This window comes from Planomicrobium sp. YIM 101495 (assembly GCF_009707665.1).
GTDB lineage: Bacteria > Bacillota > Bacilli > Bacillales_A > Planococcaceae > Planococcus.
In genome coordinates, this window is record NZ_WLZW01000003.1 from 207,089 (window position 1) to 228,404 (window position 21,316).

18 protein-coding genes are annotated in these 21,316 nt (G+C 49.2%); 9 read left to right on the top strand and 9 right to left on the bottom strand.

Features of this window, described 5'->3' with window-relative positions; genetic code table 11:
• Position 1: 1 nt before the first annotated feature.
• The 5 genes from GIW82_RS12290 to GIW82_RS12310 form a co-directional block, all read right to left on the bottom strand.
• Positions 2 to 1,483 carry a Na+/H+ antiporter subunit D gene (locus tag GIW82_RS12290; protein ID WP_154750230.1) on the bottom strand — a complete coding sequence of 494 codons (1,482 nt, stop codon included), beginning with the start codon at positions 1,481 to 1,483 and terminating at the stop codon, positions 2 to 4.
• Complete coding sequence (locus GIW82_RS12295) at positions 1,480 to 1,824, bottom strand: Na(+)/H(+) antiporter subunit C (RefSeq protein ID WP_154750231.1); 345 nt, start codon at positions 1,822 to 1,824, stop codon at positions 1,480 to 1,482. The genes GIW82_RS12290 and GIW82_RS12295 overlap by 4 nt, the downstream gene beginning before the upstream one ends.
• The gene (locus tag GIW82_RS12300) at positions 1,824 to 2,246 is read right to left on the bottom strand and encodes a Na(+)/H(+) antiporter subunit B (RefSeq protein ID WP_154750232.1); all 423 of its coding nucleotides are present in this window, start codon (positions 2,244 to 2,246) and stop codon (positions 1,824 to 1,826) included. The genes GIW82_RS12295 and GIW82_RS12300 overlap by 1 nt, the downstream gene beginning before the upstream one ends.
• Positions 2,233 to 4,647: a Na+/H+ antiporter subunit A gene (locus GIW82_RS12305; protein ID WP_154750233.1), complete on the bottom strand. Its 2,415-nt coding sequence runs from the start codon at positions 4,645 to 4,647 to the stop codon at positions 2,233 to 2,235. The genes GIW82_RS12300 and GIW82_RS12305 overlap by 14 nt, the downstream gene beginning before the upstream one ends.
• Before the next feature lie 254 nt (positions 4,648 to 4,901).
• Positions 4,902 to 6,131 (bottom strand): MFS transporter, encoded by a 1,230-nt coding sequence (locus tag GIW82_RS12310; protein ID WP_154750234.1) that lies wholly within the window; start codon positions 6,129 to 6,131, stop codon positions 4,902 to 4,904.
• 126 nt (positions 6,132 to 6,257) lie between these two features.
• Between GIW82_RS12310 and GIW82_RS12315 the strand changes: the two genes are divergently transcribed.
• Entirely contained in the window at positions 6,258 to 6,974 is a 717-nt protein-coding gene (locus GIW82_RS12315; protein ID WP_154750235.1) for a peptidylprolyl isomerase, read from the top strand.
• 109 nt (positions 6,975 to 7,083) lie between these two features.
• A complete protein-coding gene (locus tag GIW82_RS12320) occupies positions 7,084 to 7,344 on the top strand; it encodes a DUF1871 family protein (protein ID WP_154750236.1) in 261 nt (86 codons plus the stop codon).
• Positions 7,345 to 7,414: 70 nt separating this feature from the next.
• Here GIW82_RS12320 and GIW82_RS12325 read toward each other — a convergent pair whose 3' ends face one another.
• Positions 7,415 to 7,636: a helix-turn-helix domain-containing protein gene (locus GIW82_RS12325; RefSeq protein WP_154750237.1), complete on the bottom strand. Its 222-nt coding sequence runs from the start codon at positions 7,634 to 7,636 to the stop codon at positions 7,415 to 7,417.
• Positions 7,637 to 7,736: 100 nt separating this feature from the next.
• Positions 7,737 to 9,074 (bottom strand): sodium-dependent transporter, encoded by a 1,338-nt coding sequence (locus tag GIW82_RS12330; RefSeq protein WP_154750238.1) that lies wholly within the window; start codon positions 9,072 to 9,074, stop codon positions 7,737 to 7,739.
• Between the two features lie 148 nt (positions 9,075 to 9,222).
• On the opposite strand from GIW82_RS12330, the gene GIW82_RS12335 reads away from it, so the two are divergent.
• Positions 9,223 to 11,811: a hypothetical protein gene (locus tag GIW82_RS12335; protein WP_154750239.1), complete on the top strand. Its 2,589-nt coding sequence runs from the start codon at positions 9,223 to 9,225 to the stop codon at positions 11,809 to 11,811.
• An 82-nt stretch (positions 11,812 to 11,893) separates the two neighbouring features.
• Complete coding sequence (gene yugI, locus GIW82_RS12340; RefSeq protein WP_154750240.1) at positions 11,894 to 12,271, top strand: S1 domain-containing post-transcriptional regulator GSP13; 378 nt, start codon at positions 11,894 to 11,896, stop codon at positions 12,269 to 12,271.
• Positions 12,272 to 12,383: 112 nt separating this feature from the next.
• Here the strand turns inward: yugI and GIW82_RS12345 are convergent, their stop codons facing one another.
• Complete coding sequence (locus GIW82_RS12345) at positions 12,384 to 13,706, bottom strand: sigma 54-interacting transcriptional regulator (RefSeq protein WP_154750241.1); 1,323 nt, start codon at positions 13,704 to 13,706, stop codon at positions 12,384 to 12,386.
• Positions 13,707 to 13,841: 135 nt separating this feature from the next.
• Here GIW82_RS12345 and pruA point away from each other — a divergent pair, with 135 nt between their 5' ends.
• From pruA to GIW82_RS12365, 4 genes are all read left to right on the top strand, one after another.
• Positions 13,842 to 15,386 (top strand): L-glutamate gamma-semialdehyde dehydrogenase, encoded by a 1,545-nt coding sequence (gene pruA, locus GIW82_RS12350; protein WP_154750242.1) that lies wholly within the window; start codon positions 13,842 to 13,844, stop codon positions 15,384 to 15,386.
• 76 nt (positions 15,387 to 15,462) lie between these two features.
• Positions 15,463 to 16,659 carry an ornithine--oxo-acid transaminase gene (locus tag GIW82_RS12355; protein ID WP_154750243.1) on the top strand — a complete coding sequence of 399 codons (1,197 nt, stop codon included), beginning with the start codon at positions 15,463 to 15,465 and terminating at the stop codon, positions 16,657 to 16,659.
• Between the two features lie 81 nt (positions 16,660 to 16,740).
• Complete coding sequence (locus GIW82_RS12360; protein WP_154750244.1) at positions 16,741 to 17,985, top strand: Glu/Leu/Phe/Val family dehydrogenase; 1,245 nt, start codon at positions 16,741 to 16,743, stop codon at positions 17,983 to 17,985.
• A gap of 96 nt (positions 17,986 to 18,081) precedes the next feature.
• Entirely contained in the window at positions 18,082 to 19,245 is a 1,164-nt protein-coding gene (locus tag GIW82_RS12365; RefSeq protein WP_370456224.1) for an iron-containing alcohol dehydrogenase, read from the top strand.
• A gap of 51 nt (positions 19,246 to 19,296) precedes the next feature.
• Here the strand turns inward: GIW82_RS12365 and GIW82_RS12370 are convergent, their stop codons facing one another.
• Positions 19,297 to 20,037: an MgtC/SapB family protein gene (locus tag GIW82_RS12370; RefSeq protein ID WP_154750245.1), complete on the bottom strand. Its 741-nt coding sequence runs from the start codon at positions 20,035 to 20,037 to the stop codon at positions 19,297 to 19,299.
• A 119-nt stretch (positions 20,038 to 20,156) separates the two neighbouring features.
• Here GIW82_RS12370 and GIW82_RS12375 point away from each other — a divergent pair, with 119 nt between their 5' ends.
• Entirely contained in the window at positions 20,157 to 21,053 is an 897-nt protein-coding gene (locus GIW82_RS12375; RefSeq protein WP_154750246.1) for a DMT family transporter, read from the top strand.
• The last annotated feature ends 263 nt before the right edge of the window (positions 21,054 to 21,316 follow it).

Sequence of the window (21,316 nt, forward strand, 5' to 3'; positions counted from 1 at the left end):
TCTACTCCTTGAATACCGCGTCGATATAAGCGGTAGGATTCAGCAGCACTTCACCAGCTCCGGAAATGAGTGGCATGAAGAGTTCCGCGCCGACCCCGAAAATGACTGTGATGGCGACCAGTACGACTGTCGGGATAAACATCTGATTGTACGAACGTTTTGCGAGGGGCAGTGTTTCCACCGGTTCTCCCCAGAATGCGTAAATGAATATGCGGACGACACTTAGGAGTACAAGCAAGCTGGAAGCAAGGATGACGATCGAGCCCCAGAACTGTGTCCCTTCAAATCCGCCTTGGACGATCAGCAATTTACCAGGAAAGCCGCTAAGTGGCGGGATTCCCGCAAGCCCGAAGGCAGCGATCAAATACGTCCAGCCAAGTCCGGGACGCGTCTTGATAAGTCCGCCCATCTTCCGCAGGTCGGATGTGCCGAACAGGACGGTAACGATGCCGATCAGGAAGAACAAGGCTGCCTTAATTAGCATGTCGTGCACCAAGTAGAAGATCGAACCATCGATGCCGGCTTCGTTCATCTGAGAAACACCGAACAAGATGACACCGACTGCGATGATGATGTTGTAAATGATGATCTTCTTGACATCGAAATAGGCGAGTGCCCCGATGCTTCCGGCAAGAATCGTCAAGATTGCGATGATGCCGAGCAGTTCATGTGTATAGTCGATATTCATCGTGAAGAGCAATGTATATGTACGCATGATCGCATAGACGCCGACTTTCGTGAGCAGGGCACCGAACAATGCAAGAATCGGAATAGGCGGTGCTGCATAAGCTGACGGCAGCCAGAAGTATAGTGGAAAGATCGCTGCCTTGAAGCCGAAGACGATCAAGAACAGGACAGCGATGACGGTCAGGATGCCAGTTTCTTCGATTTGTGGAATTTTCACCGCGAGATCTGCCATGTTGAGCGTACCGGTGACGGAATACAAGTAAGCGACCGTTCCGACGAACAGTGAACTCGAAAAGATATTGATGACGATGTACTTGATCGCTTCACGCAGCTGCGGTTTTTCGCCGCCGTGTACGATCAGTGCGTATGAAGCCATCAAGAGCACTTCGACGAAGACGAACAAGTTGAAAATATCGCCTGTCGTGAATGCACCGTTCACTCCGACCATCAAGAACAGGACGGCAGGGTAGTAAAACGACTGCTCGCGCTTGACACCGATCGACGGGAAGCTGTAAAAAATGACGAACAGCGTAATGATGGAAGACGTCACGACCAGTAATGCGGATAGCAGGTCGGACACCATCGAAATACCGAACGGAGCAGGCCAGCTGCCGAGCGTCACTGCCTGGATGCCGTCGTGATAGACGGTGTAGGCGAGATAGATGCTTGCGGCAACAGTCAATGCGCCGCCGATTGCAGCGATTGTGCGCTGCATCCGGATGTTTTTCGGGAACATCATCAAGATAGCGGCAAAAAACAGCGGGATGATGATCGGAAATAGTAGCAAGTTACTCATTCATCTTCATTTCCTTTCATCAGACTCATATCATCCGTTCCAAGCTCCTGATACGCTCTGTAGGAAACGACAAGCAGGAAGGCAGTGACGGCGAATGCGATAACAATCGCTGTCAGGATCAGTGCTTGCGGGAGCGGGTCGGCATAGTCGTAGACTGTGACGCCATCTGCAACCACTGGCGGCTTCGTCCCGCCGAGGCCGCCCATCGTGAGCAGCAGCAAGTGAGCGGCGTGGCTCAGGACCGCTGTTCCGAGAACGACCCGGATCAGACTTTTCGACAGCATTAAGTAAACAGCAGCAGCGAACAGGAACCCGATGAGAAGTGACATTAGAATTTCCATTATTCATCCTCTCCAATCGTTTGAATAATGGTTATCGTGACTCCGACAACAACCAAGTAGACGCCTGCATCGAACAGCATCGCTGAATGCAGGGACGTCTCGCCGAACAACGGCAATGTGAAATAGTCATAAGCATGTGTAAAGAACGGGACATCGAAGACGATCGATGCCGCAGCTGTGCCAAGTGCTAAGATCAAGCCGATCGCTGTCATCGTGACGTAGTTGATCGGCAGAATGGATTTGACGGTCCTGATATCGAACGCAAGCATCAGGAGGACGACAGCACTTGCCGTCAGCAAACCACCGACGAATCCTCCGCCCGGTGTATAGTGCCCGGCGAAGAAAATGTGGATGGCGAACACCAAGATAATGAACGTCACGACTTTCGTCGCTGTTTGCAGCATGACATCATTTGTTCTCATGAGGCGCCTCCTTCTTCTTCAAGCGGAGTTTGATCATCGTGATGATGCCGATCGCTGCGATACCAAGTACCGTAATCTCGAACAATGTATCAAAGCCCCGGTAATCCACGAGGATGACGTTGACGATGTTGCCTCCGCCGCCAAGGGTGTATACGGTTTCCTTATAATATTCCGAAATTGATGGAATGATTTTCTGTGAATGTGCGGACAATGCGACGATGGTCATCATGGCACCGACTGCAATGGCGATAATGGCATTGCCGAGCTTGAAGCTTGGACGTTCCATCTTCTTCGCGACTTTCGGCAAGTGGAAGAACGCAAGGAGGAACAGTGCGACTGAGACCGTCTCGATGACGAGCTGCGTCAATGCAAGGTCCGGTGCACGGAACATGACGAATAGGATCGCCACGGAATAACCGACTGCGCCGAGCGCGATGATGGCCGTCAAACGTGAACTTGTAACCAGAATAACGATTGTCCCGATGATCATCGCAAGGATGATGGTCACTTCATAAAAACCGATCGGAGCGGACTGGCTGAAATCGACAAGGAATGCGTCATTCAGGAAGACCGTCGCAATCACGAGGACTGACATCGCGCTGAACATGTAGACGAATCCATTGCGCATGATGCCGTCCATGTACATGCGTGAAAAGCGGTTCGCGCCTGTATCGCCGAGGAACATCATGCCGTCGTAAAGCCGGTTAAGTGTAAATGCTTCCGGGAATATTTTGTACGCTTTCTGCCATTTGCGGAGCTTCCAGAACAACAGACCGCCGACCGCAAAGATACCGATCGTCATGAACAATTCCGGCTGGAAGCCGTGCCAAGCGCTGACATGTACATCCACTTCAGCAGGGGAGTTGTACAGGAACGGCTGAATCGCTACGACAGCCGGCTTGATGAGCCAATCCGCTACCAAATTCGGAATGAAGAAAATGACGATGACGAGTACCGCCAAAACCGCTGGCGAGATCAGCATGCCGATCGGCGCTTCGTGCGCTTTCTTCGGAAGAAGCTCCGGCTTGTGCTTGCCAGCGAACGTGTGGAACACGAAATAGAAACTATAGATGAATGTGAATACGGATGCGATCCATGCAAGGACAGGGAACAGGAAGCCCCATACATCCATCGAGAACAGTTCGAACTGTGCAATCGACAGCATCGCCGTCAAGAACATTTCCTTACTCAGGAAGCCGTTCAATAATGGCAGGCCGGCCATCGAGAATGCACCGATCATCGCAATCGTGAAGGAAATCGGCATCAAGCTCATCAAGCCACCGAGCTTGCGGATATCGCGTGTGCCGGTTTCGTGATCGACGATACCTGCGATCATGAACAAGCTGCCTTTGAATGTCGCATGGTTGATTAAATGGAAGATTGCTGCGAAGGCGGCATATTTGAACACCGTGCTTGCTGCGTCTTCAACGTGGTACGCTGCGGCAGCGACACCGAGCAGTGACATGATCAGGCCGAGTTGGGACACGGTCGAGAACGCCAAGATCCCTTTCAAGTCCGTCTGCTTCACTGCGAAGAACGAACCCCAGAACAACGTCAGTAAACCGATGCCGGCAACGAGCCAGACCCAAGTCCCGTCAAGTGCGAAAATCGGTGTGAAACGTGCGACCAAATAAAGGCCTGCTTTGACCATCGTCGCGGAGTGCAAGTATGCACTGACCGGAGTAGGCGCTTCCATTGCATCCGGAAGCCAGATGTAGAACGGGAACTGGGCGGACTTCGTGAACGCTCCGAGAAGGATCAGCACAAGTGCCCAGATGAAAAAATCATGGTTGACCAGTTCAGCTGCTTGCGGAATCAATTCGCGGATGGAATATGTCCCGCCCATGATATAGAGAAGAATGAACCCACCGAGCATCATCAAACCGCCGAACACAGTGATCATCATGGACTTCAATGCACCAAAGCGTGAACGGTCACGCGTATACCAATAACCGATCAACAGGAAGGACGAAATCGACGTCAATTCCCAGAACAGGTAAAGGGAGATCATATGGTCCGACTGGACGACACCAAGCATTGCAGTCATGAACATCAAAAGATAAATATAGAAATTATGTAATTGCTCACGGTTCTTATCAAGATAAAAAACCGAGTAAAGAACAACCAATGAGCCGATCCCTGTAATCAGGAGTGAGAACAACAGGCTCAACCCATCGATATAGGAGCTGATCGCGATATCGAGAGAAGGAATCCAGGCGAATTCTTCAATGAAAGTTCCGCCATTCATCACATCAGAAATCAAGGTCAAGTAATAAATGAACAAGGCTGCCGGAACGGCAAAAACGAACCAGCCTGTATGGATTTTCCCGACCCGTTTGAACAGAAACGGGATGAACACGGCTGCCAACAGCGGCAGGAAAATCAAAAGCACAAGGTACAAAGGAATCCCCCTTCCAAAAACATTAATAAGTTATAGTGAAAAGTATACCGTATATCGCACATTTATGCATGGCTCAGTTCCCGACTTTCGCCCGCATCGCATATTTGAATTTCGATGTTTTAAATAGGAAGTAAGCGATGAGAAATAAGGCTATTTTCAACTGAAAATGTGTAAGAAGTTTGTCGGAAACCAAAAAAGTACTTGGGAGGATCGACCGATTCCCCCAAGTACTCTTATTGCATGAATTCCTTACCCTACATGGATTTCAATTCCTGTTCGAGCAGTACCTCTTCAAAGTCCTGTTCCGGCTTCTTCAGCGTTTGGCGGAGGAAGAAGAACGAAGCGATGAAGAGCGCACCTGTAACGACGAACACGGCCGGGATGCCGACGAATCCACTGACGATCCCGCCGAACATCGGACCGACGATATTGCCGAGGAAACGGAAACTCGTGTTGTAGCCCATCACTTCACCTTGGATCTCGATCGGTGCTTCACGTCTCATGAGCGCCGTCGTCGTCGGAATCATCCCACCGACTGCTATCCCGAAGAAGAGGCGGAGAATCATCAGCTGCCATAATTCGGTGACGAATGCCTGCGGGATGATGAAAATAAAAGCTAAGACGAGCAGGAATCCGAGCACTTTCTCGTAGCCGATGGAATCACCAAGACGGCCCCAGCGGCGCGCGAACAAGAGATTCCCGACACCTGTCGCACTGAAGGTGATGCCTGCGAGCAGCGCGACATCAGATGCATCCGTCAAATGCGCGACATACAATGACAGGAGCGGCTGGATACTGAAGTTCCCGATCTGGATGAGGGCAGTGATGATCATCACGTTCAGGAGTAGCCGGTGATGGAAAATGCCTTGCACGATCGTTTTGCGGGCATACACATGCGCGTCTTTTTTCGCCTTCTTCTTGATCTCCTTGATTCCGACGGCCACGAACACGGCTGCGATCGAAATGGCGGCTGCTGTGATCAGGAATGTATACGTGAATCCGAAGGCATCGGCGAGAAGTCCACCGATGACAGGTCCGAACAATGTTCCCGAGACACTCCCCATCTGCAGTGTGCCAAGTGTCTTCCCGGCTGTTTCCCGGTCAGTCTGTGCACTGATGAAGGCCAAGGAAGTCGGGATGAAGCCTGTCACCAATCCCATGAACAAGCGGATGAAAAACAGTTCCATGACGGAATCCGCGGTCCCCATCATGAAGATGGAGACGGCGATTCCGATGCTGTTGATGAGAAGGATCGGCTTGAATCCGTATTTATCCGCGATGCGGCCCCAGATCGGTGACATGATCAGTGCGGCGACAAACGTGATGCCGAAGACGAGACCTGCCCAGCGCTGTACGTACTCGTCAGAGTAATGGCCCATCGAATCGATGTAAAGAGAAAGAAAAGGCATAATCATCGTTGTACTTCCTGCGACGAGGAAGTTGGAAATCATGATAATGATAAAGTTCTTTTTATGAACGTCCATGACGAAAACCTTCCTTCTTGCTTACGCTATCTTTATTATATATTATTTCGCTACCCTAAACAAAGGATTGAAATGGGAGTGGACGCGGCTTTGCGCTATGGTAAAATGAACGAGGGGTGATTTGGAATGAGAAAGAAATTAGCATTCATTTTTGCCGCAGCATTATTAGCTGCAGGTTGTAACGCACAAGAGGACGGGGCAACGGAAAACACAGGAACTGAAGACGTTGCGGAACAAACAGAACAAGTAGAAGAAACGCAATCACAAGATGTATACCCGCAATTGAGCGAAGAAGTCGCAGAAGACGAAGTTCTAGTTCGCATGACGACGACGCTTGGGGAAATCGAAATCAAATTGTTCCCTGAACAAGCACCGAAAACGGTGGAGAACTTCCTCGGATTGGCGGAAGAAGGGTACTATGAAGGCGTTTCCTTCCATCGCGTCATTCCGGAATTCATGATTCAAGGCGGTGACCCGACAGGAACTGGTGGCGGTGGTGAAAGTATTTTCGGAGCAGATTTCGAAGATGAGTTCCACGACTCACTGTTCAACTTGCGTGGAGCACTTTCAATGGCCAATGCCGGACCGAATACGAACGGCAGCCAATTCTTCATCGTTCAGGCAAATGCAGTTCAGCCGGAGCAGATAACAGATGCTTATCCTGCAGAAATCCAGGAAGCATACCTAGAGCAGGGCGGCACGCCTTGGCTTGACGGTGGCCATACGGTCTTCGGTCAAGTGATCAACGGGATGGATGTTGTCGATGCGATCGCGAACGTCGAATCACAGATGGATAAGCCAGTCGAACCGATCTTGATCGAAACGGTCGAAGTCGTCGAGTAACCATCGATACTGAACTGAAATTGTCCGGGCAAGAGTGATTCCTTTCCCGGACAATTTTTTTCGGATAAGATAGCTTTCAGATGTGATTAAAATGATAGGTGGAGCGAAAATGGATATGAGTGAGATGAATCGCCGTGCAGGCAGGGTTCTGGAAGAGTGGGGTCCGCTTGCGGCAGGAAGCGATGGCTGTCAGACAGAAATTGCGGAAGTCTTGAAGGAGCTCGAGACACTGGATCATCCATCCGAGCTTGGTCGGAAGATCCAGCACGTTTACGCTGATGCATTCGGAAAATGGATTCCGCTCGAGGACTGCGTAGAAGTTTCCTATAAATTACTAGCATTGAAATACGAAGCGAAGCACATCATTTGATGACTTCCTGAAAATGAAAAAAAGCTGACCCTGAAAGTTCACGAAACATGACTTCCGGGGCCCGCTTTTTTTAGTTTGACAATTTTTCTTCTATTCCATCCAACAAGTTGGAGGCAGGTACTTCGAGTGCGTTTGATAGTTTTAAGATAGTTTGGACGGAAGGCACTTGTTCGCCAGCTTCATAAGCCTGAAGACGGGCGGTACCGATGCGTGTTTTTAAGGACAAGTCGTCCAAAGACAAATTCCGTTCTTCCCGCAGGAATTTTAATTGAGCGTGCAGATCTTTTTTCATCTTCAGCCACTCCTTCGTTGAAATGTTGATATTACTTTATTTTAACTGTAACACGTTTTCAAGAACTTACCATGATGAGTTTATGGCAATTTACAGACAATCAAGAAAATAGGTCGATAATGCCTTGGACGAAGACGATGACGATTGCGGCAGGTGCTACGTAACGGACGATAATTCTCCACGTGCGCGTCCACTTCGACGGGCCTTGCAGTTCGGAATCGATGTCGCTCTTCGACAGGATGTAGCCTGCGAACAGAGAAATGAACAAGGCGCCGAGTGGCAGTCCGATCCGGCTCGTCAATAGGTCGACAAAGTCGAAGAAGATATAGCCGAACAAGAATGGCTCCGATAGAACGCCGAATGACAGGGCACTTGGAATCCCGACGATGAAGATGAACAAGCCCGCAACCCAAGCCATGCGTCTCCGGCGGTCGTACTTGTTCTTCACGACGATTGATACCGTGATCTCCAGCATGGAAATCGACGACGTCAACGTTGCGAACAACATCAGGATGAAGAAGATGATCAGGAGGAAGTCCCCCATGAACAGCTGATCGAAAATTGCTGGCAAAATGATGAAGACAAGTCCAGGACCTTGATCCGGTGTGTAACCTAGTGCGAAAACTGCCGGAAAAATAATGAGGCCTGCGACGATCGAGATGACGATGTTGAGACTCACGACGCTAACTGAAGAACGCGTCAAATTCTCGGCTTTTGATAAGTAAGAAGCATACGTGATCATTCCGGCAACCCCGACACTAAGTGAGAAGAATGCCTGTCCGAGCGCAACGAGTGCAGTCTCGAATGTAAAGAATGACCAGTCAGGAACGAAAAGGAATCTTACGCCTTCCATTGCGCCATCGAGCGTCAGTGAACGAACGAGCAAGAGGACCAGGAAAAGGAGCAACGCCGGCATCATGATTTTGCTGGCACGTTCGATCCCTTTCTTGATTCCGCCTTGTACGATCCAAATCGTCAAGAACATGAAGGCAGCTTGAGCGAGTAACACCTCGAGCGGGTTCCCGATGATGCTCGTGAACAGCTCTCCGTATTGCTGGTCGCCCAGCCCTGACAATTGGAAGAAAATCGAGCGTCCGAGGTACGAAAGGATCCAACCTCCGACGACCGAATAGAATGACAGGATCAAGAAAGAAAAGACGAGACCGGAATACCCGATCAAATACCAATGCTTATCCGGGGCAAGCTTCTTCAAGCCGGATACGGCATCCGCCTGTCCGCGCCGTCCGATGACGAATTCAGCGAGCAGGATCGGAAGTCCGATCAAGACGGTAGAAAGAATGAAGAGCAGAATGAAAACACTTCCGCCGTTCATTCCTGTTTCGTAAGGAAACTTCCAGATTGCGCCGAGTCCGACTGCACTACCTGCTGCAGCAAGGATGAAGCCAACCTTGGAAGTCCATTGTTCGCGATTGTCCATTGTTGCCCTCCTAAAAAACGAATAGATTTTTTCATTGTACATGACTGTAGCCAAAAAACATAGCTGTCGGAAGTGGTTTTCACGTATATAATGGAAGGAGGGGTTCCTAAGTTGTTGTTTTTGCACTGCAAGGGGGAGGAATGACTTGATGAGGGATGGGGAAGATGGAGCAGAGAAAAGAAGACAGCTGATTGCGGAATTACAGCAATCGATCGGACTATTCAGCTTCCAGCACGGTGTCGCAGCAAACCGGGTAGTGGAGTTTACAACTTACATAACGAATCAGCACGCCTTACTTACAGAGAAGGCGGAGCTTGGTGTGCTTGAAGGGGTCTTTTATCAGGAAGCGATCCGGGCATTGCGGGAAGAATCGTTTACCGATTTGAAGGAAAGTACGTCACAGTTCCGTTTTCCGGAAGACAAAGAACTGCACGACCAATTGCAGAAATTGCCGTTCGGGGAACGGAATGCGGTCGTGCTTACAACTTTTCACGGAATAACAATGGGGAGAATCGCTGCACTTACAGATGAAAAGAAAGATGCTATAGCGCATGCACTTGAGCAGGGGATGTCTTCTTTGGGTGGTAACTTAGGGCTGGCCAGCGAAGATCAGCTTGAACAACGGCTGGAACTCTTGAAGAAGTCATATGATCGTTTGACATTCTTAGTGCCAGTTGAAGAGAACAACGTGGAACCGGAACAAGAGTCCGCCCCGGAAGAAGAAACAGACAAGACGCAGCCAGCAATCTCTCCCAAAAAGCCGGCATCGAAAAAAGCGGCAGCGGTGTGGACAGCAGCGATCATCGGGATTGGTGCCATCATCGGTTCGACCTTCCTGCTGGAAGAGCCGTCAAGAGGGAGCGAGGCGGTCGAAAGCTCCGATGACTACGTGTCGGATGCGCAGATCGAGGAATGGAAGCAGGAGTACAAGCATTACCGGGCGACGGCACATGCAAAGCTTGGACTGACGGAAGAACGGCTCGAGCAGTTGAACTATGTCAAAACGGCAGATGCGGCATTCGAGAAGTTTTTCAGCAAAGCGGAGCTGAAGGAAATGCGAATGGACCTGGAACAGATGGAACAGCTGTTTAAAGGGCTGATGATGCAGATTCATGTGCCGGGGGATATGTCTGATTTCCGCTACGTCGGTTTGTTGAAAGGTGAAGAGCAAATTGATTTCATCCATTCGTATGCAAATAAAACGCAGGAATTGATGAATCTGCTCAACATCCTATTTTTCCAATACGCGAAAGAATTGTCGTATGCGGAGCGGGACGGGCAATTATCGGTCGACGAACTGATGACGAACTTGGAGGATTACCCTGAGGAAGTGACGCGGATTCTAGAGCAGCAATACAATGCGGGAGTACGGGTGGATGTGCATCCGAACCGGCCGACCTTCCTGGCAAAACGGGATGTCCAACCATTGTACACGATGCCAGTGCTGTCGATGGATTGGAATCATATTTACATGGAAATCCTATCGGAAGCTCCTTATCTGGATGGCACAGGAATCATACTGGATCATCCGGACGCACTTGCGATGCATCTGTCTTACATGGAAATGCTGCTGGCGGATGAACTGATGGAGCCGCATATTCTGGATGAATTGGAAGTGTGGTTCGAGCAACTATTCTGGTATGTGTTGAAAAGCCCGGACTTGTCAGAAGATGAAAGCGAACTCGATGCAGAACGGAAGAAACTGTGGAATATGATGCTCTCAAGTTCCCAGGATCCGATGTATTACATCCTTCATCCGATTGTGGGGGAAATGGAGGCGAGCGGCTGGAAAGAGTCGGCATCGCTTGATGAGCTTGCTTACAATGACATCTCGGTTGCCATCGAAATGAAGCAGCGTGGGGAGCTTTCGGCATTGATGCCGTTTGCGGACCGGATGGTGAAGGAACGGTTCGTCGATCTCATGACCTTTGAATGGGAGAGTATGACGCCTCTTTATGAAGCGTACAGCGAGGAATACTCGGACCAAGCATTGGCAGAGAGTGACCCGCTCGATATATATTTGCTCTACCACTTCGCCAACCGGATGGATGATCCGGAGACGATGTGGCACTTATTGGAAGACAATGCAGCGCGTCCGGATAAAGAAGAATTCATCCGCGATTGGGAGCGCCTGCCGGACATTCAAGATAAACTTCGCTGGCTGCAAACATTCGAAGGCAATTCTCAGCGAAACGCGGATCAGATGATGGTCATGATCGAGCTCGGTTATAACAACTTGGCAGATAATGAAGAGATGGGCCGTAGCGGTCCTGCGCTTGTGACACGAGCGGAGGGGCCTTGGAAACTGAAGCATCAATGGTCGGAACACATGACCTCTGGAGCGGAGATGGATGCCTTCAAGGAACAAATCCGTTCGCTGTACAGCTCGTTACAAAATGGGGATGAGTCAGTGCTTCAAGAGGCGGAACCGCTTGTGCTTGGGGCGCTCTATGTATACGCAGAAGCTGAAAAGGACTGGGACGTCTTGCAACGGTTGATGTATAGGGAAGACGGCCTGGAAGTTTTAACGGAAGAAGAGATGGAAGAGAGGCTCTTGGTCCAAGACCCTTCGTTCAGTTTCGAGAGCATCGAAACAATGACTTTCAATACAGAAGTGTACATGATGGAACAGGACAAGGTTTATGGCTCGTTCGTGCTTTCGGTTCCCACACGCCAATCGTATTACAACATGATCAAAACTGAGGAAGGCTGGCGGCTGGACGCCGGTTATTGGTAACCGAGCGAAAGTTATGGTAGAATACACTGATGCCGTTACAGGTATAGAGGGAAAATCAGATAAGACTAGGAGCGGATTTAACATGACAAATTCATACAAACCAGGAGATACGATCAAAGGGAAAGTAACTGGAATCCAGCCATACGGAGCGTTTGTCGCTTTGGATGAGAACACACAAGGCTTGGTGCACATCTCTGAAATTACACACGGTTACGTTAAAGAAGTCAGCGAATTTTTGGCAGTTGGCCAAGAAGTGGACGTAAAAGTTCTTGAAGTTGATGAGAAATCGAAAAAAATCAGCTTGTCGATCCGTGCTTTGCAAGAAGAGCCACCGGCAGCTCAGCGCACTGAACGCCCGAAGAAATCTCTTCAAACGCGCGTAGATGAAAATGATTCAGAAGGGTTCAACTCTTTGAAAGATAAAATGCAAGAGTGGATCAAACGTTCTGGACAACAATAATGATTAGGAGCTACCTAGAAAGTCGTTTTCTCGACTTTCCGGGTAGCTTTTTTTATTTTGCGGAAAGAAAAAGCCATTCACGGAAATCATCCTGGAATAGCTTCATGTATATTCAATCATCCGTTTGTATCGTTTTCTTGATTTTCCGTAAACGGTATTGGAGATTCTGGCGACTCATGCCGAGTGCTTGAGCCGCTTTCGTGATGTTGTGGTCGTGAAGCGCCATCGCTTTTTCCAGATAGTATCGTTCAGCTTCAAGAAGGTACTCATCGAGTGGGACCATTTCCTTTTCCGGCTGGATCAGGAAGTCTTCGGGCTGGCGGACGTCGGATTGCTGCACCTTCATTTTGAAGTAGGGCGGCAGGAGATCCGGCCCGGCGATTTCTTCCGTCGTGACAAGTGCAGTCATTTCTTCAAGTACCAGCTCGAGTTGTTTTTCGTTCCCCGGCCAGTCGTATTGAAGGAAAGCGGTCTTCACTTGCTCATCGAGCGTAGTGATGAACGAACCGAATTTCAGTCGGTGCCGCGAGAAGAAATCTTCCGCGAATGGCAAGATGTCTTCTTTCCGCTTGCGGAGCGGCTCGATCTGGATTGTCAAAGAAGAGAAGAAGTAATACAGATCCTTGAGCAGTTTCCCGCTAGCAATTAGTTCGACTGGATCCTCACCGACTGAAGCGATGAAGAAATGGCTCCCTTTTTCAGCAGCTTGCTGTGTCAGGACATTCAGCAAGGACTGTTGGAGCTCAGGAGACAGCAAGTCGATCCGTTCATGGTAGATGGTGCCCCCCGATGTTTGCTGCAAGTCTTTGCCGAGTTGTTCGATCAACGACTCGTCCGTGCCGTGGCAAAAAAGGGTGTGCATCGGTTTTTCGGAGGAGCTGGCGCGATGGATCGCTTCCGCTACACGCTCCTTGCCGGTTCCGGATTCCCCGACGAGCAGGACCGGCAGTTTTGAGGCAGCGGCTTTCTCGGCCGTCTCAAGAACGCGCTTCATCGAATCCGAAGCTGCGACGAAAGAAGAGAACGTAATCGGCTCCGCATCTTTTTTCAGCGGCTGGAAAATGATCCGTTCGAGACGTGTGACATCACGGGCGATCTCGATTGCGCCGATCAGCTTCCCTTGATCGAAAACCGGGTACGTATCATTGATGGTCGTAATTTCCTGGCCCTTCCGATTCCAGTATGTTTGCTTGACGTTCAACACTGCATTCCCGCCGTGCAAAACTTTCAACAATGTACTTTCTTGCCCTTCAAAGCGGAAAAGCTCAAGAATCGAACGGTCCTGGATCTGCTCCAGATCGAACCCTTCGATTTCTTTCATCTTTTGGTTATATAAAACTGTCCTGCCCGTCAAATCGATCGCGTGCAGCCCGACAGCTACGTGTTCTGCAGCAATTTGATAAAACGCTTCCATCTCCTTTTCTTCCGGTAACATGACGACACCCCATAAAATAAATTTATTTAAGAGAAAAAGCTTGAAAAGTGCAACAATCTTTTGCATTATTATAAGTGGAAACAGATTGAATGTGCAAATTTATTTTGCGCATTAACGAAAAAGGGAGGAATTACAATGATTCCGTACAAACACGAACCATTCACAGATTTTTCAATTGACGCTAACCGCGATGCTTTCCTGGAAGGCTTGAAGACGGTGGAAGCATACCTTGGCCAGGACTACCCACTAGTAATCGGCGGGGAACGCATCATGACAGACGACAAGATCGTGTCGTTCAACCCCGCTGATAAAGAAGAAATCATCGGCAAGGTCTCGAAATCGAATAAAGAACTAGCAGAGCAAGCAATGCAAGCTGCAGATAAAGCATTCAAATCTTGGAAAAAAGTAAAACCGGAAGTGCGTGCAGATGTCTTGTTCAAAGCAGCAGCAATCATCCGCCGCCGCAAACACGAATTCTCTGCACTTTTGACGAAAGAAGCAGGCAAGCCTTGGAATGAAGCGGATGCAGATACAGCAGAAGCGATCGACTTCCTTGAATATTACGGACGTCAGATGCTGCGCCTGAAAGACGGCATGCCAGTCGAAAGCCGCCCAGGTGAGTTCAACCGTTACGATTACATCCCGCTTGGCGTAGGCGTCATCATCTCTCCATGGAATTTCGCATTCGCGATCATGGCAGGTACGGCAGTTGCGGCAATGGTGACAGGGAACACAGTTCTATTGAAGCCAGCATCGACGACACCAGTCGTCGCTTACAAATTCATCGAAGTTCTTGAAGAAGCGGGCATGCCAGCGGGCGTCGTCAACTACATTCCTGGACCAGGCGCTGAAGTCGGCGACTACTTGGTGGACCACCCGAACACGCGCTTCATCTCGTTCACAGGTTCACGTGCTGTCGGACTACGCATCGCAGAACGTTCTGCGAAAATCAGTGACGGCCAAATCTGGATGAAACGTTTGATCGCTGAGATGGGCGGGAAAGATACAATGGTCGTCGATAAAGAGGCGGACCTTGAACTTGCAGCGCAGACAATCGTGAAATCGGCATTCGGCTTCAGCGGACAGAAGTGTTCAGCTTGTTCACGTGCTGTCATCGTAGAAGATGTTTACGACGAAGTGCTTGAGCGCGCAATCGAATTGACAAAAGAATTGACGGTCGGTAACCCGACAGACCAGTCACACTTCATGGGACCGGTTATCGACGAAGCAGCATTCAAGAAGATCTCTGATTACATCGAAATCGGGAAAGAAGAAGGCCGCATCGTTGCAGGCGGAGCAGGCGACGATTCGAAAGGCTACTTCATCAACCCGACGATCATCGCAGACCTTGATCCGAAAGCACGCGTCATGCAGGAAGAAATCTTTGGTCCAGTAGTCGGCTTTACGAAAGCGAAAGACTTCAAAGAAGCGATCGACATCGCGAACAACACAGAGTACGGCTTGACGGGTGCAGTCATCACGAACAACCGTGAGCACCTTGAATATGCACGTGACGAATTCCACGTCGGGAACTTGTACTTCAACCGCGGCTGTACGGGCGCGATCGTTGGATACCAGCCATTCGGTGGGTTCAACATGTCAGGAACAGATTCAAAAGCCGGCGGACCGGATTACTTGACGCTTCACATGCAAGCGAAAACAACATCCGAGATGCTATAATAATTCTCTTTATGGTATAATTATTCAATCGAAGGCGGACACAATGTCTGCCTTTCTTTAAAAAGGAGGAATTCAGATGACTCAAACAAGCGCAATCATTGAAAAAACGGAAAAATACGGTGCCAACAACTACCACCCGCTGCCGATCGTCATTTCCGAAGCTGAAGGAGTATGGGTGAAAGATCCGGAAGGCAACAAGTTCATGGACATGCTATCTGCATATTCAGCAGTCAACCAAGGACATCGCCACCCGAAAATCATCCAAGCATTGAAAGACCAGGCGGACCGTGTCACTTTGACATCCCGCGCATTCCACAATGACCAATTGGCGCCGTGGTATGAACTGATCTGTGACATTTCCGGAAAAGAGATGGCATTGCCAATGAACACCGGTGCAGAAGCGGTCGAGACAGCATTCAAAGCAGCGCGTCGCTGGGCATACGATGTGAAAGGCGTGGCTGAAGGGCAAGCGGAAGTCATCGCTTGTACAGACAATTTCCACGGACGCACGATGACAGCAGTCTCGCTTTCCTCCGATGAAGAATACCGCCGTGGCTTCGGTCCGATGCTTCCGGGTATCAACCTTGTACCATTCGGTGATCTAGAAGCATTGAAACAGGCGATCACGCCGAACACTGCTGCGTTCCTGATTGAACCGATTCAAGGAGAAGCAGGCATCAACATCCCTTCTGAAGGCTATTTGAAAGCGGCACGTGATCTATGTAAAGAAAACAATGTCCTCTTCATCGCGGATGAAATCCAGTGCGGCCTTGCGCGTACGGGGAAAATGTTCGCATGTGAATGGGAAGATGTGAACCCGGACATGTACATTCTTGGAAAAGCACTTGGCGGCGGCGTATTCCCGATTTCTTGTGTCGTAGCAGACAAAGACATCCTCGGCGTCTTCAACCCAGGCTCGCACGGTTCGACTTTCGGTGGGAATCCACTTGCGTGTGCCGTATCGGTCGCTTCTTTGGAAGTCCTGATCGACGAGAAGCTTTCGGAACGTTCACTTGAGATGGGCGAGTACTTCATGGAGCAACTGCGTGGCATCAATCATCCGTCGATCAAAGAAGTAAGAGGACGCGGCTTGTTCATCGGCATGGAATTGAAAGAAGAGGCACGTCCGTATTGCGAAGAATTGAAGGGATTGGGACTTCTGTGCAAAGAAACACATGACACAGTGATCCGATTTGCCCCTCCATTGATCATCTCGAAAGAGGAATTGGATTGGGCAATTGAGCGTATTCAAAAAGTATTCGCAAAATCATAACATTTCTCGCTTTAGAAAGTCTAACTGTGTTACACTTATTTCGAAGTAATTACTAAAAATATAAAGAGGCGAACTAAAACAATGGCTGATAATTTGAATTTGTTGACGTCAACTCAAAATGTCATTAAGACGGCACTGGATAAACTAGGGTACGAAGAATCCATGTACGAACTACTGAAAGAACCGATGCGTATGATGGAAGTCCGTATTCCAGTACAAATGGATGACGGAAAAACGAAGATTTTTACAGGATACCGCGCACAGCATAACGACGCAGTAGGTCCGACAAAAGGTGGAGTCCGTTTTCACCCGGATGTGAATCCAGAAGAAGTGAAAGCGTTATCTATGTGGATGACACTGAAATGCGGCATCGTCGATTTGCCTTACGGCGGTGGTAAAGGCGGAATCATTTGTGATCCACGTGAAATGTCGATGAGGGAAATCGAACGCTTGAGCCGTGGATATGTCCGGTCGATCAGTCAGATCGTTGGACCGAACAAAGACATTCCGGCTCCGGACGTGTTCACTAACTCACAGATAATGGCATGGATGTTCGATGAGTACAGCAAAATCGATGAATTCAACTCACCAGGCTTCATCACCGGTAAGCCTATTGTTTTAGGTGGGTCACAAGGACGCGACAAAGCGACTGCCCAAGGGGTGACCATCGTCATCAATGAAGCTGCAAAAAAACGTGGGATCGATATGAAGGGTGCGCGTGTCGTCATCCAAGGCTTCGGGAACGCAGGTAGTTTCCTGGCGAAGTTCTTGCACGACGCAGGTGCGAAAGTGATCGGGATTTCTGATGCATACGGAGCGCTTCATGATCCAGATGGTCTGGACATCGATTATTTACTGGACCGTCGCGACAGCTTCGGTACAGTAACGACATTGTTCGATAACACAATCACGAACAAAGAATTGTTCGAATTGGATTGTGATATCATCGTTCCGGCAGCGATCGCGAACCAGATCACTGCGGAGAATGCGCATGACATCAAAGCATCGATCGTAGTCGAAGCAGCGAACGGACCGACAACTTCCGAGGCGACGAAGATCTTGACGGAACGTGGCATCCTACTTGTTCCAGACGTATTGGCGAGTGCCGGCGGTGTAACCGTATCTTACTTCGAGTGGGTTCAAAATAACCAAGGTTATTACTGGTCCCAGGAAGAAGTGGACGAAAAACTCCACAAGAAATTGATCGATGCTTTCGAAAACGTCTACAATGTAGCATCTACACGAAATATCGATATGCGCTTAGCGGCATATATGGTTGGAGCACGCAGAACAGCGGAAGCAGCACGTTTCCGCGGCTGGGTATAAGCCGACTCACGATCCGTCCGGGTTTCTGGGCGGATTTTTTTGCGTTTTAAGGCAGGCAACTTCTATAATGGAGATATGATGAAAGGGGAGATTTGAGTGAATGCATTCTCATTTTACAATCCAGTGAAATTGATCTTCGGCAAAGGGAAACTCGAGGCGCTGAAGAAAGAAATGCCGCAATATGGCAAGAAAGTGCTCGTCGTCTACGGCGGAGGCAGCATCAAACGGAACGGCCTGTACGATGAAGTCATGGAAACGTTGAATGAGGCTGGCATGGAAATCTTCGAATTGGGTGGCGTCGAACCGAATCCGCGTATCTCGACTGCCCGTAAAGGTGCGGAAATCTGTAAGCAAGAAGGCATCGATGTGCTGCTTGCAGTGGGTGGCGGCTCCGTCATCGATTGTACGAAGCTGATCGCATGTGCTGCGAAGTATGAAGGAGACGCGTGGGACCTTGTTGTACGCAAGGCGATTCCTGTAGATGCATTGCCATTCGGGACCGTTTTGACGCTTGCCGCGACAGGTTCCGAAATGAACTCGGGATCGGTCATCACAAATGAAGAGACGCAGGAAAAATACGGCTGGGGCTCGCCGCTGTCATTCCCGAAATTCTCGATCTTGGATGCGACGTACACGAAGTCTGTGCCAAGTGACCAAACTGTCTACGGCATCGTCGATATGATGTCCCACGTTTTCGAGCAATATTTCAACAATGCAACGAACACACCCGTCCAGGACCGTATGTGTGAAGGGGTCTTGGCAGCGATCATTGAAACGGCACCGAAGCTGATGGAAGACTTGGAAAGCTACGAGCACCGCGAAACGATCCTATTTGCTGGAACGATGGGATTGAACAACTTTTTGCAGATGGGCTACCGCGGAGACTGGGCGACGCATAATATCGAACACGCTGTCTCGGCAGTTTATGATATTCCGCACGCAGGTGGTCTGGCAATTCTCTTCCCGCGTTGGATGCGCCATAACATCGGCGTCAATCCGGAACGTTTTGCCCAACTGGCAATCCGCGTCTTCGGTGTGGATCCGGAAGGGAAGTCTGCTGAAGAGGCAGGGCTGGAAGGAATCGAACGCTTAGTGGAATTCTGGACATCCCTCGGTGCGCCGACGAATCTCGCAGACTATAAGATCGACGATTCACAGCTCGATACGATCGTCGAGAAGACGATGGTGAACGGTGAATTCGGCAACTTCACAAAATTGAACACAGAAGATGTCAAAAAGATTCTCGTCGAATCCCTTTAGATAGATAGAAGGAGGCTGTTCTGCAATTGCAGAACAGCCCCTTTTTCGTTTCTAATGATTCAACAGCTCAATCTCCACTAATTCGATGTTCTGGATCTCGGATATTTCTTGAAACAGATCGATTGTATTCCGGTCCTGCAGGTATCCGAGCCGTACGCGCAATTCATACCGATCGATTGACGGATCGACTTCATCCACCGTTTTTCTGATGGATAAGCTTTCGATCAATAAGTCGGTCGCATTCAACTCTTGTACGACGAACCGGATGTTTTCCTGGTCCTTTACTTTGATGATCATGTTCGCTTCTTCCATCCGCAATCGCTTCGGTCCGAAACGAAAGAGAAGAGGAGGTAGAACTTCAATACCGACAAGCACGATTAAGACCGCAGTTGCAGCTTCCAAGTAAAACCCGGCAGCGACAGCGATGCCGATTCCGCCTGCTCCCCAGATCATGGCAGCGGTCGTCAGTCCGGAAATGGAATCATTGCCGCGCTTCAAGATGACCCCGGCGCCAAGGAAGCCGATCCCCGAGACGATTTGGGCAGCTAGACGGAGCGGATCCATCGTGACATTGACGCCAGAAAACTCGCTTGGCTCTGCTAAATAGACAGACTCGATCGAGATGATTGTCAGCAAACAACTGAACGTCGAGATGACCATACTCGTTTTTAGGCCGACCGGTTTCCGTTTCAATTCACGCTCCAACCCGATGACCAGGCTCAGCAGTGCAGCAATCAGCAGTTTCAAAAAAGTTTCCCATGATAAAATCTCAAAAGCAGCGTACAGCTCCATCGTTCATCCTCCCCTCGAGATGCTTCGTTTGACTCTTGACCCGTATCAGCCGGAATGAACATAATAGAAGGAAGCGGTGTTCTCGACCGCTAACCAACTACAAAGAAATGAGGTGCACCTTGGAAAAGCCGATTGTTCATCCATCTATCCCCATTATCGTCGGTGTCATCTCGATGGCGCTATCGGCTATTTTCGTCAAAATGACTACGGCTGATTCGGGAGTGACAGCATTTTATCGGATGCTTTTCTCAGTCCTCTTACTGAGTCCGATCCTTTTATGGAAATATACCCATGAATTCAAGAAGTTAAGCAAAGGGGATTGGTGGCTCACTGCCATAGCAGGAATTTTCCTTTCCTTCCACTTCATCTTATGGTTCGAATCATTGAACTATACATCGGTAGCAAGCTCGACTGTCCTCGTCACGATGCAACCGCTCTTCGCATTTGTCGGGACATACATATTCTTTAAAGAAAGAATCTCCATCAAGACATTAGTTGCAGGAGTTGTTGCCATCAGTGGAAGTGTGTTGATCGGGTACGGTGACTTCCAAGTGAGCGGTAGTGCGTTATATGGGGATGTCCTCGCTTTGATTGCTTGTGCACTTATTACGAGCTATCTGCTGGTGGGGCAGGGAGTAAGGAAGCGTCTGTCACTCATGACTTATACATTCCTTGTCTACAGTTTTAGTACAATAACATTATTCTTCTATGTCATCGCAACAGGCGAATCGTTCGGTCCGTACCCAGCAGAAGAGTGGGTGTGGTTCTTCCTGCTCGCGCTTATCCCAAACCTATTTGGGCATTCGTTGTTCAACTGGGCATTGAAGTGGATGAGCACGAATGTCATCTCGGTCTCCATTTTATTTGAGCCAGTAGGAGCTGCCATCCTAGCGTATTTCATCTTGAACGAAGGGCTTTCTTGGAGTCAGATTGCTGGCGGATCCGTCGTCATTGCAGGCATTGTGCTGTTCGTGATCGACTTCGAGAAAATTAAATCTAAATTAATTCGAAATTAAGCTTGCATTTATGCCGTCGGCGGTTTATATTAATACATGTCCTTAAAAAACAGCCCGAAAAAATATTTTAAAATAGTATTGACGGAAAGTTGAAGATAAGGTATATTAATGAAGTCGCTGATGAGCGAAGCAAGTTTAAAGAAGTAACAACATGAACCTTGAAAACTGAACAGCAAAACGTTGATGAAATATTTACTGATCAGCCTCCGGGCAGATCAAGGTTGACGGTTCTCCTTGTGAGAACGTCAAGCCAGCAACAGGTG